This window comes from Bacillus sp. SCT118 (genome assembly GCF_058566435.1).
The window spans coordinates 3863219-3880635 of record NZ_CP191225.1 but is presented as its reverse complement, the minus strand read 5'-3'; the positions used below and the strand labels follow the sequence as shown (position 1 = coordinate 3880635).

General features: G+C 47.8%; 9 protein-coding genes, 6 tRNA genes and 5 rRNA genes. 18 read left to right on the top strand and 2 right to left on the bottom strand.

The genetic code is table 11. The features are described 5' to 3' along the window. Positions 1-94: 94 nt before the first annotated feature. The 6 genes from rplM to salA all read left to right on the top strand — a co-directional run bounded on the left by rplM (position 95) and on the right by salA (position 4733). Positions 95-532: a 50S ribosomal protein L13 gene (gene rplM, locus ACQVGT_RS19840; RefSeq protein ID WP_003241966.1), complete on the top strand. Its 438-nt coding sequence runs from the start codon at positions 95-97 to the stop codon at positions 530-532. Between the two features lie 20 nt (positions 533-552). Then, positions 553-945: a 30S ribosomal protein S9 gene (rpsI, locus tag ACQVGT_RS19835; RefSeq protein WP_004399691.1), complete on the top strand. Its 393-nt coding sequence runs from the start codon at positions 553-555 to the stop codon at positions 943-945. A 464-nt stretch (positions 946-1409) separates the two neighbouring features. Next, positions 1410-2177, top strand: coding sequence for a class I SAM-dependent methyltransferase (locus ACQVGT_RS19830; protein WP_046340194.1), 768 nt, complete (start codon positions 1410-1412; stop codon positions 2175-2177). A gap of 185 nt (positions 2178-2362) precedes the next feature. Continuing rightward, positions 2363-2806 (top strand): YbaK family protein, encoded by a 444-nt coding sequence (locus ACQVGT_RS19825; RefSeq protein ID WP_015382598.1) that lies wholly within the window; start codon positions 2363-2365, stop codon positions 2804-2806. Positions 2807-2865: 59 nt separating this feature from the next. Further along, the gene (cwlD, locus tag ACQVGT_RS19820) at positions 2866-3579 is read left to right on the top strand and encodes an N-acetylmuramoyl-L-alanine amidase CwlD (protein WP_015382599.1); all 714 of its coding nucleotides are present in this window, start codon (positions 2866-2868) and stop codon (positions 3577-3579) included. A gap of 95 nt (positions 3580-3674) precedes the next feature. Then, positions 3675-4733, top strand: a complete 1059-nt coding sequence (salA, locus tag ACQVGT_RS19815) for an iron-sulfur carrier protein/transcriptional regulator SalA (RefSeq protein WP_015382600.1) — start codon at positions 3675-3677, stop codon at positions 4731-4733. Between the two features lie 35 nt (positions 4734-4768). Here salA and gerD read toward each other — a convergent pair whose 3' ends face one another. Next, the gene (gene gerD / locus ACQVGT_RS19810; RefSeq protein ID WP_015382601.1) at positions 4769-5326 is read right to left on the bottom strand and encodes a spore germination lipoprotein GerD; all 558 of its coding nucleotides are present in this window, start codon (positions 5324-5326) and stop codon (positions 4769-4771) included. 109 nt (positions 5327-5435) lie between these two features. Between gerD and kbaA the strand changes: the two genes are divergently transcribed. Beyond that, positions 5436-6032: a KinB-signaling pathway activation protein gene (kbaA, locus tag ACQVGT_RS19805; RefSeq protein WP_004399693.1), complete on the top strand. Its 597-nt coding sequence runs from the start codon at positions 5436-5438 to the stop codon at positions 6030-6032. Here the strand turns inward: kbaA and pdaB are convergent, their stop codons facing one another. Continuing rightward, a complete protein-coding gene (gene pdaB, locus ACQVGT_RS19800) occupies positions 6033-6797 on the bottom strand; it encodes a polysaccharide deacetylase family sporulation protein PdaB (RefSeq protein ID WP_003235130.1) in 765 nt (254 codons plus the stop codon). It lies immediately after the preceding gene. 351 nt (positions 6798-7148) lie between these two features. Here pdaB and ACQVGT_RS19795 point away from each other — a divergent pair. The 11 genes from ACQVGT_RS19795 (at position 7149) to ACQVGT_RS19745 (ending at position 17412) form a co-directional block, all read left to right on the top strand. Further along, positions 7149-8698: ribosomal RNA gene (locus ACQVGT_RS19795) — 16S ribosomal RNA — on the top strand. Between the two features lie 170 nt (positions 8699-8868). After that, a 23S ribosomal RNA gene (locus ACQVGT_RS19790) occupies positions 8869-11796 on the top strand. Positions 11797-11850: 54 nt separating this feature from the next. Next, positions 11851-11966: ribosomal RNA gene (rrf, locus tag ACQVGT_RS19785) — 5S ribosomal RNA — on the top strand. Between the two features lie 45 nt (positions 11967-12011). Next, positions 12012-12086 (top strand) — tRNA-Asn (locus ACQVGT_RS19780). A 2-nt stretch (positions 12087-12088) separates the two neighbouring features. Beyond that, positions 12089-12161, top strand: a tRNA-Thr gene (locus tag ACQVGT_RS19775). Between the two features lie 60 nt (positions 12162-12221). Then, positions 12222-12296 (top strand) — tRNA-Gly (locus ACQVGT_RS19770). Positions 12297-12327: 31 nt separating this feature from the next. Beyond that, positions 12328-12404: transfer RNA gene (locus tag ACQVGT_RS19765), tRNA-Arg, on the top strand. A gap of 27 nt (positions 12405-12431) precedes the next feature. Beyond that, a tRNA-Pro gene (locus ACQVGT_RS19760) sits at positions 12432-12508 on the top strand. An 8-nt stretch (positions 12509-12516) separates the two neighbouring features. After that, positions 12517-12592 (top strand) — tRNA-Ala (locus ACQVGT_RS19755). 172 nt (positions 12593-12764) lie between these two features. Further along, positions 12765-14314, top strand: a 16S ribosomal RNA gene (locus tag ACQVGT_RS19750). 170 nt (positions 14315-14484) lie between these two features. Beyond that, positions 14485-17412 (top strand): 23S ribosomal RNA (locus tag ACQVGT_RS19745). Together the 16S, 23S and 5S rRNA genes with 6 tRNA genes alongside form the textbook arrangement of a ribosomal RNA operon. Positions 17413-17417: the final 5 nt, after the last annotated feature.

Here is a 17417-nt window from a genome sequence, read left to right as displayed (position 1 = left end):
CAACCCCACGATAAGCCCCGGAACTTATTGTGTTGTGAAATAGAACGTAATCGAAGTTTATTGAAAATGACAGATCATTTAGGAGGGAAATTCAATGCGTACAACACCTATGGCTAACGCAAGTACTATTGAACGCAAGTGGTTAGTTGTTGATGCTGCTGGCAAGACTTTAGGTCGTCTTTCTTCAGAAGTTGCAGCTATCCTTCGCGGAAAACACAAACCAACTTACACACCACACGTTGATACTGGAGATCATGTGATCATCATCAACGCTGAAAAAATCGAGTTAACTGGTAAAAAGTTAACTGACAAAATCTACTACCGTCACACTCAACATCCAGGCGGATTAAAATCAAGAACTGCTCTTGAAATGCGTACAAACTACCCTGAGAAAATGCTTGAGCTTGCTATCAAAGGCATGCTTCCAAAAGGTTCTCTAGGTCGTCAAATGTTCAAAAAATTGAACGTATACCGTGGTTCTGAGCATCCACACGAAGCACAAAAACCTGAAGTTTACGAACTTCGCGGTTAATTAAAAAGGAGGTTACCAATTTGGCACAGGTTCAATATTACGGTACTGGCCGTCGTAAAAGCTCTGTAGCGCGTGTGCGTTTAGTTCCAGGAGAAGGCCGTATCGTCGTTAATAATCGTGAAATCAGCGAACATATCCCATCTGCAGCTTTAATCGAAGATATCAAACAACCATTAACTTTGACTGAAACAGCTGGCACTTATGACGTTTTAGTAAACGTACATGGAGGCGGCTTATCTGGTCAAGCTGGAGCAATCCGTCACGGTATCGCTCGTGCTTTGCTTGAAGCAGATCCAGAATACCGTACAACTCTTAAACGTGCAGGTCTTCTGACTCGTGACGCTCGTATGAAAGAACGTAAAAAATACGGTCTTAAAGGCGCTCGTCGTGCACCTCAGTTCTCAAAACGTTAATTTTACGTTTTCAAAAAGCTCTCGACCTTGGGTTGGGAGCTTTTTTCTTTCAATAAAACGTGGCAGCTCCGCATAAAAATAACAACTGAATGGACGCTTGACGGGGTTAAGCAAATTGTTTGTTTATAAACGGTCTCACTGTAATAATCATGATAGCTTTCATTTTTTATTTAATTGGAAGTTCGGTCAATGTTTATTATCGTTATGTGATCAGCCCAGCTCCATCTAACCACTGTATCTCATCCGTTAAAGTTCACTGCTGATTCTTAACCCGGAGAAACAAGGGCTCTCATTGCTAATGGCACTATGTAACGAAGTAAGTGTAAATCTGATGATATAAATCACATATCTCCTTTGTGATTTTTTTGCGTTTTTATGAACTTTTTTCTAAATATGCAAAGGGAAAGCGATATCAATCTAGAAATATTTGTTATACTCTATACATTAAAGTAAGGAGAAGATTCATGAATGCGTTAGTAGCTCATAATAGCAAAGCCTGGGATAAAAAAGTAGAAACAGGCAATGAATGGACTGTTGCTGTTGAGCAGCAGGTTATCGAACAAGCAAAAAAAGGCAATTGGGATATAAGGGTAACACCAATGAAAGATGTACCGAAGGATTGGTTTCCGCCTGTCAAAGGTCTGAAAGTACTCTGTTTAGCATCAGGCGGCGGCCAGCAGGGTCCAGTTTTGGCAGCCGCAGGCGCGGATGTCACTGTATTAGACAACTCAGAAAAACAGCTGAATCAGGATAGAATGATTGCTGAGCGAGATGGTCTCACGATACACACTGTCAAAGGAAGCATGGACGATTTAAGTGTATTTAATGATGAATCATTTGATGTCATTGTACATCCTGTTGCCAATGTTTTTGTTGAGAATGTCCTCCCGGTATGGAAGGAAGCGCACCGTGTGTTGAAAAGGAACGGTGTTCTAATCTCGGGTTTTGTCAATCCTGTTGTATTTCTGTTTGATACAGAATTAGAACAGCAAGGTGTTTTAAAAGTAAAACACTCCATTCCATATGCTGACCCAGAAGATCTTCCGAAACATAAAGTGAAAAAACTGATCGAAAATAATGAGGCTCTGGAATTCGGCCATTCCTTAGAAGACCAAATCAAAGGCCAAATTGATGCCGGTTTTATCGTTACTGGTTTTTATGAAGATAAAGGCGGGTTTGTATTAGACCAATATATCCATACATATTCTGCAACAAGAAGCGTGAAAGTATGAAAAGCAGCGACCTGTTAGAGGGGCTGCTTTTTTCATAACCAATTACAGAACGTTTGTTCCGAACCCTGCAGAAAGCTGATTTTTTATCGATTTTACACCTTCATTTGGGCGAATTTCCAACCGAATTCGGGCATTGTTTCATCATCCAAACCTCAAAATAATCGGTAAAAGGAGAGTGAATTTATATGGCAGAAGTACTGTCTTTTATGGATTTGAAACGCCAAAAGGATTTTGAATTAGAAAAGAACTTGCTCAAAGAACTCTCTCTGAGACAAATTATCCAGTCTGTTAAGGATTGTTTGGAACCATTATTTCCATTTTTACATGATGAACGAGATATTATTACTGAAGGCTGTATTGATTTTGCGATTGAAGCTTATTTGTTAGGCGGGCGTTTTGGGATATTCGGCTATTACGGAGAATCCATGAAAAGTATCAGTGCCCGCTCTGCAAGAGAAGAAGAAGAGCTACGTATGGAGTTTTTTGATTATCTCTATAATTGGATACACGAGCAATACGCAACATTTGATAAAAACACGGTTTATGAAGCGGCACGCAAGTTCATTAAAGATTGGTGGACAGCAGGGTTTGTTCAAAGAGAAAAACAGTGTAAGCTTCGCATGCGATAATCATATTTCCCGGCCCTGTCCCATAGTTATGTAATAACGGACAAGCGGGAGGGGAAGGGATGAGGAAAAAGCTTAAATGGCTCGGTTTTTTGCTAGGCTTCATCGTATTACTATTTCTGTTCAAATATCAGTTCAGCAATAACGACTCTTGGAAGCCGTGGAGCCTGCCCTTGAGCGGTAAAATCATTTATCTAGATCCAGGTCATGGCGGGCCTGACGGCGGAGCAGTCGGCGGAAAGCTGTTAGAGAAGGATGTTACCCTGGAAGTGGCTTTTAGAGTCAGGGATTATCTTCAAGAACAAGGAGCGCTTGTTATCATGACCAGAGAAAGTGATACTGATCTCGCTCCAGAAGGAACAAAAGGCTATAGTCGACGTAAAGCTGAGGATCTAAGACAACGAGTCAAATTAATAAACCATTCAGAGGCGGAGCTCTATATCAGCATTCATCTTAATGCGATTCCGTCACAAAAATGGAGCGGAGCCCAAAGCTTTTATTACGGGAAATATGCGGAAAATGAGAAAGTCGCAAAATACATTCAGGATGAGCTGAGAAGAAATCTGGAAAACACAACCCGGAAAGCAAAGCGGATTCATGGTATCTACTTAATGCAAAACGTCACCAAACCGGGGGCGCTTATAGAAGTCGGATTTTTATCCAATCCAAGTGAAGCAACGTTGCTCGGTAAACCGAAATATCAAGACAAGGTGGCATCTTCCATATATAAAGGCATTTTGCGATATTTCACAGAAAAAGGAGACCCTCCGGAGTAATGGAGGGTTTTCTTGCGGTTCTAAGCATAAGACACCCGCCATTTATGTATGATATAATAATAATTGTAAACGAATACACAAAAGGGTGAGGTTCGATGATAAGAGAAGATGAAGTAAGAAAACTAGTCGGAGAAATGCGCGAACCTTTTCTTCAAAGACCTCTGGGAGAATTGGATGCCGTTAAGGAAATTAAAATAAAGCCTGAAAAACGGCATATCAGTGTAAAAGTCGCTCTTGCAAAAACAGGAACTGCAGAACAAATGCAGATTCAGCAAGAGATCGTAAACGTATTAAAAGGGGCAGGAGCTGAGACAGTCGGCCTTCGATTTGAAGAGCTGCCTAAAGAAACGGTTGCTAAATTCGGGGCGCCGTCAGCCGAGAAAAAAACATTATTAAATATGGATAACCCGCCAGTCTTTCTTGCTGTAGCAAGTGGAAAAGGCGGCGTAGGCAAGTCAACTGTGTCGGTAAACCTAGCTATTTCTCTGGCTCGTCTAGGGAAAAAGGTTGGTTTAATTGATGCGGATATTTATGGGTTCAGTGTGCCGGACATGATGGGTATCACTGTGCGTCCAACAATTGAAGGAGAGAAACTTCTTCCTGTTGAACGCTTTGGAGTAAAGGTCATGTCAATGGGCTTTTTCGTAGAAGAAAATGCCCCGGTCGTATGGAGAGGGCCAATGCTCGGCAAAATGCTGAATAACTTTTTCCACGAAGTAGAGTGGGGAGAAGTAGACTATATCGTTCTTGATCTTCCGCCTGGTACAGGGGACGTTGCTCTCGATGTACATACAATGCTTCCGAGCTGCAAAGAAATCATCGTATCTACGCCGCATCCGACAGCTGCTTTTGTCGCGGCCAGAGCGGGCTCTATGGCGATTAAAACCGATCATGAGGTCGTGGGGGTCATAGAGAACATGGCTTATTATGAAAGTGCAAAGACAGGGGAAAGAGAATATGTCTTTGGAAAAGGCGGAGGAGATAAACTGGCTGAGGAACTAAATGTGCCTTTGCTCGGCAGAATCCCATTGAAACAGCCAGATTGGGATAAGGACCAATTTGCTCCGTCTGTTTATGACGAAAATCATTCAATCGGAGAAATATATCAGGACATCGCAAAAAAAATAGATGCAAAAATGTCAGTGCAGGTATAAAAGGTGAACCGGGATTCCAGATCCCGGCTTTCCCTTTATTCACTTTCTTTTGCTGTGTCTTTTGCTGCTTTTTTCAGCTCATCTTCGAACTGCTTTTTGTAAAGCGGACTAGAAAGTGTTTCGTTAATAACCTCTTCTAAATAACTGCGGAATTCTTGGCTTTTTGCCAGCTGGCTGTACTTTTTATCCATGCCGGGATCCTGCATAACGCTCATCAGCATCTTCTGGTAATCTGGATCCTTCATTAGCTTTTTAATCACTTTTTCATGCTCTGTCTGAAGAGTTTTGGCAAAGCCCTCAGCAAAATCAGTGTCTTCAAAGATGTTTTTCCAAAATTCTTCACCTTTTTTAGATGTGAGTGTTTTTTCTATTGTTCCTTTAATTGCATTTTGGTCAATCACCAGCGCTTCATTCATGGCATCATCATTTAATAATTCCTTAATGGCTTTCTTTCCATCATCAGTTTTTAATATATCAACAACCATTTTTTTGGTCTGATCATAGTCCATATCCGCTGCTTGGTCTTTTGGAGCGCAAGCTGTTACAGATAATAACAAAAAACAGCTCATCAATAGCGTTTTGGCTTTTGACATGCTTAAGCTCCTTTCACATACTTGTCTTACCTTTAATATGATTCATCTGTTTGGAATTATACATAACAAAATATCGCTGTTCGCGATTTTTGAGGGGATGAATAAAGAAATGAAAAGCCGTGGTTTAGTTCGTTTTTTCTTTTCTATTTTAGCTGTCGGAGCGCTTATCACGAGTATTGTGGGTTTTGCTTTAAAGTGGGGAGAATATAGAGGGCTGTTTCTAACATTTGAAGCGGGACAGATTTTCTCTGTTTTATTTTGGTTTATCGGTGTAGGCATGATTTTCAGTGTGATCAGCCAAATGGGTTTTTTCGTGTTTTTAACAGTTCATCGGTTTGCGCTTGAGATATTAAGGTCCTCCTCTTTGTGGAATTTGCTGCAGTTGTTTTTCATCCTGTTTGTTGCTTTTGATTTAATGTACGTGCGTTTTTTATTTTTTGGAGAGAGCGGAGAATCGCTGGCTGGCTATGCGTGGTTACCGGTGTTTTTATTGATCTTTGGAGTGATTACAGCTTATATAAAGCAAAAGCAGTCCTCTAAGAAAACATTTGTGTCATCGTTGTTTTTAATGGTTGTGATTACCGCATTAGAATGGTTCCCTGCATTAAGAGTAAATGATGAGGACTGGCTTTATTTAATGCTTTTTCCGTTAATGGCATGTAATGCCTTCCAATTGCTGATGCTGCCGAAGTTTGCAGCAAAGTAATTACTTTACCTCTGCGGATTTGGCATCAGAATTTGCGATGAGATCACCCACGGTTACATTTTTTAATCCTTTTTCTTTCAGCTGATGGATGATATCAGGCAATGCTTCTTCTGTTTGTTTTGCCGAATCGGAGGCATGTAAAAGAATAATGTCTCCACCGGAAACTTGCTTGGTCACATTGTCGATGATTTTTTCAACTCCGGGATTTGTCCAGTCTTGAGAGTTCACACTGTAATGAACGACTGTATAATTGTATTGCTTTGCGACCTTTAGAACATTCTTATTGAATTGGCCGGTAGGGGGTCTTAATAGCTGTATGTCTTTGACCCCTAACTTTTCAAAGGCTGTTTGCGCCCGGTTCATGTCCTTTTTTATTTCGCTGCTCTCTAAATTGGCATAGTTTTTATAAGCGTAACCCATGCTCCCAATTTGATGTCCATCCTTTACGATACGGGCCACTGTGTCGGGATGGCGTTCTGCCCAAGAAGCGGAAAGAAAAAACGTTGCATTTTTAATCCCGTTTGCTTTCAGAGTATTAAGTATCGGTTCTGCTCTCTCATCACCCCAGCTGATATCGAAAGTAAGTGAAATATCTTTAGAGTCTGTTTCTCCTTTATAAATGGCTTTAGGTCCGGTGTCAGTTGAAAACACGGGAAGCGGGACAGCTCTTTGGATATAAAAAAAGCTGGCAGCTGCAAATGCGGCGATAAGTATAATAATTAATTGTTTTACCCGTTTAATGTGCCACACATAGAAGTGATTCACTGATGATGCCTCCTTATCTTGTCCATCATTCTTGTTTTACATCTTATGAGCATGGACAATTGAATATAACCGATAAAATGTCTCTTCACATACAGCTTAAATTGGGTGTTGACCTTTTGATAATATCCGTGATATATTATTATTCGTCGCTGATAAACAGCTGACATCAACTAAAAGCTTCATTAAGTACTTTGAAAAAAGTTGTTGACTTAAAAGAAGCTAAATGTTATAGTAATAAAGCTGCTTCGTTAAGCGGCGGTAATGATCTTTGAAAACTAAACAAGACAAAACGTACCTGTTAATTCAGTTTTTAAAAATCGCACAGCGATGTGCGTAGTCAGTCAAACTACTTTATCGGAGAGTTTGATCCTGGCTCAGGACGAACGCTGGCGGCGTGCCTAATACATGCAAGTCGAGCGGACAGATGGGAGCTTGCTCCCTGATGTTAGCGGCGGACGGGTGAGTAACACGTGGGTAACCTGCCTGTAAGACTGGGATAACTCCGGGAAACCGGGGCTAATACCGGATGGTTGTTTGAACCGCATGGTTCAAACATAAAAGGTGGCTTCGGCTACCACTTACAGATGGACCCGCGGCGCATTAGCTAGTTGGTGAGGTAATGGCTCACCAAGGCAACGATGCGTAGCCGACCTGAGAGGGTGATCGGCCACACTGGGACTGAGACACGGCCCAGACTCCTACGGGAGGCAGCAGTAGGGAATCTTCCGCAATGGACGAAAGTCTGACGGAGCAACGCCGCGTGAGTGATGAAGGTTTTCGGATCGTAAAGCTCTGTTGTTAGGGAAGAACAAGTGCCGTTCGAATAGGGCGGCACCTTGACGGTACCTAACCAGAAAGCCACGGCTAACTACGTGCCAGCAGCCGCGGTAATACGTAGGTGGCAAGCGTTGTCCGGAATTATTGGGCGTAAAGGGCTCGCAGGCGGTTTCTTAAGTCTGATGTGAAAGCCCCCGGCTCAACCGGGGAGGGTCATTGGAAACTGGGGAACTTGAGTGCAGAAGAGGAGAGTGGAATTCCACGTGTAGCGGTGAAATGCGTAGAGATGTGGAGGAACACCAGTGGCGAAGGCGACTCTCTGGTCTGTAACTGACGCTGAGGAGCGAAAGCGTGGGGAGCGAACAGGATTAGATACCCTGGTAGTCCACGCCGTAAACGATGAGTGCTAAGTGTTAGGGGGTTTCCGCCCCTTAGTGCTGCAGCTAACGCATTAAGCACTCCGCCTGGGGAGTACGGTCGCAAGACTGAAACTCAAAGGAATTGACGGGGGCCCGCACAAGCGGTGGAGCATGTGGTTTAATTCGAAGCAACGCGAAGAACCTTACCAGGTCTTGACATCCTCTGATAATCCTAGAGATAGGACGTCCCCTTCGGGGGCAGAGTGACAGGTGGTGCATGGTTGTCGTCAGCTCGTGTCGTGAGATGTTGGGTTAAGTCCCGCAACGAGCGCAACCCTTGATCTTAGTTGCCAGCATTCAGTTGGGCACTCTAAGGTGACTGCCGGTGACAAACCGGAGGAAGGTGGGGATGACGTCAAATCATCATGCCCCTTATGACCTGGGCTACACACGTGCTACAATGGACAGAACAAAGGGCAGCGAAACCGCGAGGTTAAGCCAATCCCACAAATCTGTTCTCAGTTCGGATCGCAGTCTGCAACTCGACTGCGTGAAGCTGGAATCGCTAGTAATCGCGGATCAGCATGCCGCGGTGAATACGTTCCCGGGCCTTGTACACACCGCCCGTCACACCACGAGAGTTTGTAACACCCGAAGTCGGTGAGGTAACCTTTTAGGAGCCAGCCGCCGAAGGTGGGACAGATGATTGGGGTGAAGTCGTAACAAGGTAGCCGTATCGGAAGGTGCGGCTGGATCACCTCCTTTCTAAGGATATTATACGGAATATAAGACCTTGGGTCTTATAAACAGAACGTTCCCTGTCTTGTTTAGTTTTGAAGGATCATTCCTTCGAAACGTGTTCTTTGAAAACTAGATAACAGTAGACATCACATTCAATTAGTAACACAAGATATCACATAGTGATTCTTTTTAACGGTTAAGTTAGAAAGGGCGCACGGTGGATGCCTTGGCACTAGGAGCCGATGAAGGACGGGACGAACACCGATATGCTTCGGGGAGCTGTAAGCAAGCTTTGATCCGGAGATTTCCGAATGGGGAAACCCACCACTCGTAATGGAGTGGTATCCATATCTGAATTCATAGGATATGAGAAGGCAGACCCGGGGAACTGAAACATCTAAGTACCCGGAGGAAGAGAAAGCAAATGCGATTCCCTGAGTAGCGGCGAGCGAAACGGGATCAGCCCAAACCAAGAGGCTTGCCTCTTGGGGTTGTAGGACACTCTGTACGGAGTTACAAAAGAACGAGGTAGATGAAGAGGTCTGGAAAGGCCCGCCATAGGAGGTAACAGCCCTGTAGTCAAAACTTCGTTCTCTCCTGAGTGGATCCTGAGTACGGCGGAACACGTGAAATTCCGTCGGAATCCGGGAGGACCATCTCCCAAGGCTAAATACTCCCTAGTGACCGATAGTGAACCAGTACCGTGAGGGAAAGGTGAAAAGCACCCCGGAAGGGGAGTGAAAGAGATCCTGAAACCGTGTGCCTACAAGTAGTCAGAGCCCGTTAACGGGTGATGGCGTGCCTTTTGTAGAATGAACCGGCGAGTTACGATCCCGTGCAAGGTTAAGCAGAAGATGCGGAGCCGCAGCGAAAGCGAGTCTGAATAGGGCGCATGAGTACGTGGTCGTAGACCCGAAACCAGGTGATCTACCCATGTCCAGGGTGAAGTTCAGGTAACACTGAATGGAGGCCCGAACCCACGCACGTTGAAAAGTGCGGGGATGAGGTGTGGGTAGGGGTGAAATGCCAATCGAACCTGGAGATAGCTGGTTCTCTCCGAAATAGCTTTAGGGCTAGCCTCAAGGTAAGAGTCTTGGAGGTAGAGCACTGATTGGACTAGGGGCCCCTACCGGGTTACCGAATTCAGTCAAACTCCGAATGCCAATGACTTATCCTTGGGAGTCAGACTGCGAGTGATAAGATCCGTAGTCGAAAGGGAAACAGCCCAGACCGCCAGCTAAGGTCCCAAAGTATACGTTAAGTGGAAAAGGATGTGGAGTTGCTTAGACAACCAGGATGTTGGCTTAGAAGCAGCCACCATTTAAAGAGTGCGTAATAGCTCACTGGTCGAGTGACTCTGCGCCGAAAATGTACCGGGGCTAAACGTATCACCGAAGCTGCGGACTGTTCTTCGAACAGTGGTAGGAGAGCGTTCTAAGGGCTGTGAAGCCAGACCGGAAGGACTGGTGGAGCGCTTAGAAGTGAGAATGCCGGTATGAGTAGCGAAAGAGGGGTGAGAATCCCCTCCACCGAATGCCTAAGGTTTCCTGAGGAAGGCTCGTCCGCTCAGGGTTAGTCGGGACCTAAGCCGAGGCCGAAAGGCGTAGGCGATGGACAACAGGTTGATATTCCTGTACCACCTCCTCACCATTTGAGCAATGGGGGGACGCAGGAGGATAGGGTAAGCGCGGTATTGGATATCCGCGTCCAAGCAGTTAGGCTGGGAAATAGGCAAATCCGTTTCCCATAAGGCTGAGCTGTGATGGCGAGCGAAATATAGTAGCGAAGTTCCTGATTCCACACTGCCAAGAAAAGCCTCTAGCGAGGTGAGAGGTGCCCGTACCGCAAACCGACACAGGTAGGCGAGGAGAGAATCCTAAGGTGATCGAGAGAACTCTCGTTAAGGAACTCGGCAAAATGACCCCGTAACTTCGGGAGAAGGGGTGCTCTGTTAGGGTGCAAGCCCGAGAGAGCCGCAGTGAATAGGCCCAGGCGACTGTTTAGCAAAAACACAGGTCTCTGCGAAGCCGTAAGGCGAAGTATAGGGGCTGACGCCTGCCCGGTGCTGGAAGGTTAAGAGGAGCGCTTAGCGTAAGCGAAGGTGCGAATTGAAGCCCCAGTAAACGGCGGCCGTAACTATAACGGTCCTAAGGTAGCGAAATTCCTTGTCGGGTAAGTTCCGACCCGCACGAAAGGCGCAACGATCTGGGCACTGTCTCAACGAGAGACTCGGTGAAATTATAGTACCTGTGAAGATGCAGGTTACCCGCGACAGGACGGAAAGACCCCGTGGAGCTTTACTGCAGCCTGATATTGAATGTTGGTACAGCTTGTACAGGATAGGTAGGAGCCTTGGAAACCGGAGCGCCAGCTTCGGTGGAGGCATCGGTGGGATACTACCCTGGCTGTATTGACCTTCTAACCCGCCGCCCTTATCGGGCGGGGAGACAGTGTCAGGTGGGCAGTTTGACTGGGGCGGTCGCCTCCTAAAAGGTAACGGAGGCGCCCAAAGGTTCCCTCAGAATGGTTGGAAATCATTCGCAGAGTGTAAAGGCACAAGGGAGCTTGACTGCGAGACCTACAAGTCGAGCAGGGACGAAAGTCGGGCTTAGTGATCCGGTGGTTCCGCATGGAAGGGCCATCGCTCAACGGATAAAAGCTACCCCGGGGATAACAGGCTTATCTCCCCCAAGAGTCCACATCGACGGGGAGGTTTGGCACCTCGATGTCGGCTCATCGCATCCTGGGGCTGTAGTCGGTCCCAAGGGTTGGGCTGTTCGCCCATTAAAGCGGTACGCGAGCTGGGTTCAGAACGTCGTGAGACAGTTCGGTCCCTATCCGTCGCGGGCGCAGGAAATTTGAGAGGAGCTGTCCTTAGTACGAGAGGACCGGGATGGACGCACCGCTGGTGTACCAGTTGTTCTGCCAAGGGCATCGCTGGGTAGCTATGTGCGGACGGGATAAGTGCTGAAAGCATCTAAGCATGAAGCCCCCCTCAAGATGAGATTTCCCATTCCGCAAGGAAGTAAGATCCCTGAAAGATGATCAGGTTGATAGGTCTGAGGTGGAAGTGTGGCGACACATGGAGCTGACAGATACTAATCGATCGAGGACTTAACCACATTTTGAATGATGTCACACCTGTTATCTAGTTTTGAGAGAACACTCTCAATTTGTTTGGTGGCGATAGCGAAGAGGTCACACCCGTTCCCATACCGAACACGGAAGTTAAGCTCTTCAGCGCCGATGGTAGTCGGGGGTTTCCCCCTGTGAGAGTAGGACGCCGCCAAGCAGATTTATTAATTCTACCATGTTTGTTTATGAAGCTTTATATTATTCCGCAGTAGCTCAGTGGTAGAGCTATCGGCTGTTAACCGATCGGTCGTAGGTTCGAATCCTACCTGCGGAGCCATTGCTTCCATAGCTCAGCAGGTAGAGCACTTCCATGGTAAGGAAGAGGTCAGCGGTTCGAGCCCGCTTGGAAGCTTTATTAAATGTATTATTACCAAGGTTTCTCATAAGGAGAAAGCTTTTTTTATTGCGATATGCGGAAGTAGTTCAGTGGTAGAACACCACCTTGCCAAGGTGGGGGTCGCGGGTTCGAATCCCGTCTTCCGCTCCATTTATCCCAACGGGATATTGTAAATTGAATTGCGCCCGTAGCTCAATTGGATAGAGCGTTTGACTACGGATCAAAAGGTTAGGGGTTCGACTCCTCTCGGGCGCGCCATATCTTTTAATAGAATAGATAGGGAATCGGGAAGTAGCTCAGCTTGGTAGAGCACATGGTTTGGGACCATGGGGTCGCAGGTTCGAATCCTGTCTTCCCGACCATTTTTTATGGGGCCTTAGCTCAGCTGGGAGAGCGCCTGCTTTGCACGCAGGAGGTCAGCGGTTCGATCCCGCTAGGCTCCACCAAAAGTTTTTTAAAAAAGTTGTTGACTTTGAAGAAGTGACGTTGTATACTAATAAAGTTGCTTTAACAAAGCGGACAAACAAAATGATCTTTGAAAACTAAACAAGACAAAACGTACCTGTTAATTCAGTTTTTAAAAATCGCACAGCGATGTGCGTAGTCAGTCAAACTACTTTATCGGAGAGTTTGATCCTGGCTCAGGACGAACGCTGGCGGCGTGCCTAATACATGCAAGTCGAGCGGACAGATGGGAGCTTGCTCCCTGATGTTAGCGGCGGACGGGTGAGTAACACGTGGGTAACCTGCCTGTAAGACTGGGATAACTCCGGGAAACCGGGGCTAATACCGGATGGTTGTTTGAACCGCATGGTTCAAACATAAAAGGTGGCTTCGGCTACCACTTACAGATGGACCCGCGGCGCATTAGCTAGTTGGTGAGGTAATGGCTCACCAAGGCAACGATGCGTAGCCGACCTGAGAGGGTGATCGGCCACACTGGGACTGAGACACGGCCCAGACTCCTACGGGAGGCAGCAGTAGGGAATCTTCCGCAATGGACGAAAGTCTGACGGAGCAACGCCGCGTGAGTGATGAAGGTTTTCGGATCGTAAAGCTCTGTTGTTAGGGAAGAACAAGTGCCGTTCGAATAGGGCGGCACCTTGACGGTACCTAACCAGAAAGCCACGGCTAACTACGTGCCAGCAGCCGCGGTAATACGTAGGTGGCAAGCGTTGTCCGGAATTATTGGGCGTAAAGGGCTCGCAGGCGGTTTCTTAAGTCTGATGTGAAAGCCCCCGGCTCAACCGGGGAGGGTCATTGGAAACTGGGGAACTTGAGTGCAGAAGAGGAGAGTGGAATTCCACGTGTAGCGGTGAAATGCGTAGAGATGTGGAGGAACACCAGTGGCGAAGGCGACTCTCTGGTCTGTAACTGACGCTGAGGAGCGAAAGCGTGGGGAGCGAACAGGATTAGATACCCTGGTAGTCCACGCCGTAAACGATGAGTGCTAAGTGTTAGGGGGTTTCCGCCCCTTAGTGCTGCAGCTAACGCATTAAGCACTCCGCCTGGGGAGTACGGTCGCAAGACTGAAACTCAAAGGAATTGACGGGGGCCCGCACAAGCGGTGGAGCATGTGGTTTAATTCGAAGCAACGCGAAGAACCTTACCAGGTCTTGACATCCTCTGACAATCCTAGAGATAGGACGTCCCCTTCGGGGGCAGAGTGACAGGTGGTGCATGGTTGTCGTCAGCTCGTGTCGTGAGATGTTGGGTTAAGTCCCGCAACGAGCGCAACCCTTGATCTTAGTTGCCAGCATTCAGTTGGGCACTCTAAGGTGACTGCCGGTGACAAACCGGAGGAAGGTGGGGATGACGTCAAATCATCATGCCCCTTATGACCTGGGCTACACACGTGCTACAATGGACAGAACAAAGGGCAGCGAAACCGCGAGGTTAAGCCAATCCCACAAATCTGTTCTCAGTTCGGATCGCAGTCTGCAACTCGACTGCGTGAAGCTGGAATCGCTAGTAATCGCGGATCAGCATGCCGCGGTGAATACGTTCCCGGGCCTTGTACACACCGCCCGTCACACCACGAGAGTTTGTAACACCCGAAGTCGGTGAGGTAACCTTTTAGGAGCCAGCCGCCGAAGGTGGGACAGATGATTGGGGTGAAGTCGTAACAAGGTAGCCGTATCGGAAGGTGCGGCTGGATCACCTCCTTTCTAAGGATATTATACGGAATATAAGACCTTGGGTCTTATAAACAGAACGTTCCCTGTCTTGTTTAGTTTTGAAGGATCATTCCTTCGAAACGTGTTCTTTGAAAACTAGATAACAGTAGACATCACATTCAATTAGTAACACAAGATATCACATAGTGATTCTTTTTAACGGTTAAGTTAGAAAGGGCGCACGGTGGATGCCTTGGCACTAGGAGCCGATGAAGGACGGGACGAACACCGATATGCTTCGGGGAGCTGTAAGCAAGCTTTGATCCGGAGATTTCCGAATGGGGAAACCCACCACTCGTAATGGAGTGGTATCCATATCTGAATTCATAGGATATGAGAAGGCAGACCCGGGGAACTGAAACATCTAAGTACCCGGAGGAAGAGAAAGCAAATGCGATTCCCTGAGTAGCGGCGAGCGAAACGGGATCAGCCCAAACCAAGAGGCTTGCCTCTTGGGGTTGTAGGACACTCTGTACGGAGTTACAAAAGAACGAGATAGATGAAGAGGTCTGGAAAGGCCCGCCATAGGAGGTAACAGCCCTGTAGTCAAAACTTCGTTCTCTCCTGAGTGGATCCTGAGTACGGCGGAACACGTGAAATTCCGTCGGAATCCGGGAGGACCATCTCCCAAGGCTAAATACTCCCTAGTGACCGATAGTGAACCAGTACCGTGAGGGAAAGGTGAAAAGCACCCCGGAAGGGGAGTGAAAGAGATCCTGAAACCGTGTGCCTACAAGTAGTCAGAGCCCGTTAACGGGTGATGGCGTGCCTTTTGTAGAATGAACCGGCGAGTTACGATCCCGTGCAAGGTTAAGCAGAAGATGCGGAGCCGCAGCGAAAGCGAGTCTGAATAGGGCGCATGAGTACGTGGTCGTAGACCCGAAACCAGGTGATCTACCCATGTCCAGGGTGAAGTTCAGGTAACACTGAATGGAGGCCCGAACCCACGCACGTTGAAAAGTGCGGGGATGAGGTGTGGGTAGGGGTGAAATGCCAATCGAACCTGGAGATAGCTGGTTCTCTCCGAAATAGCTTTAGGGCTAGCCTCAAGGTAAGAGTCTTGGAGGTAGAGCACTGATTGGACTAGGGGCCCCTACCGGGTTACCGAATTCAGTCAAACTCCGAATGCCAATGACTTATCCTTGGGAGTCAGACTGCGAGTGATAAGATCCGTAGTCGAAAGGGAAACAGCCCAGACCGCCAGCTAAGGTCCCAAAGTATACGTTAAGTGGAAAAGGATGTGGAGTTGCTTAGACAACCAGGATGTTGGCTTAGAAGCAGCCACCATTTAAAGAGTGCGTAATAGCTCACTGGTCGAGTGACTCTGCGCCGAAAATGTACCGGGGCTAAACGTATCACCGAAGCTGCGGACTGTTCTTCGAACAGTGGTAGGAGAGCGTTCTAAGGGCTGTGAAGCCAGACCGGAAGGACTGGTGGAGCGCTTAGAAGTGAGAATGCCGGTATGAGTAGCGAAAGAGGGGTGAGAATCCCCTCCACCGAATGCCTAAGGTTTCCTGAGGAAGGCTCGTCCGCTCAGGGTTAGTCGGGACCTAAGCCGAGGCCGAAAGGCGTAGGCGATGGACAACAGGTTGATATTCCTGTACCACCTCCTCACCATTTGAGCAATGGGGGGACGCAGGAGGATAGGGTAAGCGCGGTATTGGATATCCGCGTCCAAGCAGTTAGGCTGGGAAATAGGCAAATCCGTTTCCCATAAGGCTGAGCTGTGATGGCGAGCGAAATATAGTAGCGAAGTTCCTGATTCCACACTGCCAAGAAAAGCCTCTAGCGAGGTGAGAGGTGCCCGTACCGCAAACCGACACAGGTAGGCGAGGAGAGAATCCTAAGGTGATCGAGAGAACTCTCGTTAAGGAACTCGGCAAAATGACCCCGTAACTTCGGGAGAAGGGGTGCTCTGTTAGGGTGCAAGCCCGAGAGAGCCGCAGTGAATAGGCCCAGGCGACTGTTTAGCAAAAACACAGGTCTCTGCGAAGCCGTAAGGCGAAGTATAGGGGCTGACGCCTGCCCGGTGCTGGAAGGTTAAGAGGAGCGCTTAGCGTAAGCGAAGGTGCGAATTGAAGCCCCAGTAAACGGCGGCCGTAACTATAACGGTCCTAAGGTAGCGAAATTCCTTGTCGGGTAAGTTCCGACCCGCACGAAAGGCGCAACGATCTGGGCACTGTCTCAACGAGAGACTCGGTGAAATTATAGTACCTGTGAAGATGCAGGTTACCCGCGACAGGACGGAAAGACCCCGTGGAGCTTTACTGCAGCCTGATATTGAATGTTGGTACAGCTTGTACAGGATAGGTAGGAGCCTTGGAAACCGGAGCGCCAGCTTCGGTGGAGGCATCGGTGGGATACTACCCTGGCTGTATTGACCTTCTAACCCGCCGCCCTTATCGGGCGGGGAGACAGTGTCAGGTGGGCAGTTTGACTGGGGCGGTCGCCTCCTAAAAGGTAACGGAGGCGCCCAAAGGTTCCCTCAGAATGGTTGGAAATCATTCGCAGAGTGTAAAGGCACAAGGGAGCTTGACTGCGAGACCTACAAGTCGAGCAGGGACGAAAGTCGGGCTTAGTGATCCGGTGGTTCCGCATGGAAGGGCCATCGCTCAACGGATAAAAGCTACCCCGGGGATAACAGGCTTATCTCCCCCAAGAGTCCACATCGACGGGGAGGTTTGGCACCTCGATGTCGGCTCATCGCATCCTGGGGCTGTAGTCGGTCCCAAGGGTTGGGCTGTTCGCCCATTAAAGCGGTACGCGAGCTGGGTTCAGAACGTCGTGAGACAGTTCGGTCCCTATCCGTCGCGGGCGCAGGAAATTTGAGAGGAGCTGTCCTTAGTACGAGAGGACCGGGATGGACGCACCGCTGGTGTACCAGTTGTTCTGCCAAGGGCATCGCTGGGTAGCTATGTGCGGACGGGATAAGTGCTGAAAGCATCTAAGCATGAAGCCCCCCTCAAGATGAGATTTCCCATTCCGCAAGGAAGTAAGATCCCTGAAAGATGATCAGGTTGATAGGTCTGAGGTGGAAGTGTGGCGACACATGGAGCTGACAGATACTAATCGATCGAGGACTTAACCATATTTT

Bases quoted from the DNA above. Each gene is read 5' to 3' on its own strand.
- rplM (WP_003241966.1), top strand. From the start codon at position 95: ATGCGTACAACACCTATGGCTAACGCAAGTACTATTGAACGCAAGTGG.
- ACQVGT_RS19830 (WP_046340194.1), top strand. From the start codon at position 1,410: ATGAATGCGTTAGTAGCTCATAATAGCAAAGCCTGGGATAAAAAAGTA.
- ACQVGT_RS19825 (WP_015382598.1), top strand. From the start codon at position 2,363: ATGGCAGAAGTACTGTCTTTTATGGATTTGAAACGCCAAAAGGATTTT.
- cwlD (WP_015382599.1), top strand. From the start codon at position 2,866: ATGAGGAAAAAGCTTAAATGGCTCGGTTTTTTGCTAGGCTTCATCGTA.
- salA (WP_015382600.1), top strand. From the start codon at position 3,675: ATGATAAGAGAAGATGAAGTAAGAAAACTAGTCGGAGAAATGCGCGAA.
- gerD (WP_015382601.1), bottom strand. From the start codon at position 5,326: ATGTCAAAAGCCAAAACGCTATTGATGAGCTGTTTTTTGTTATTATCT.
- kbaA (WP_004399693.1), top strand. From the start codon at position 5,436: ATGAAAAGCCGTGGTTTAGTTCGTTTTTTCTTTTCTATTTTAGCTGTC.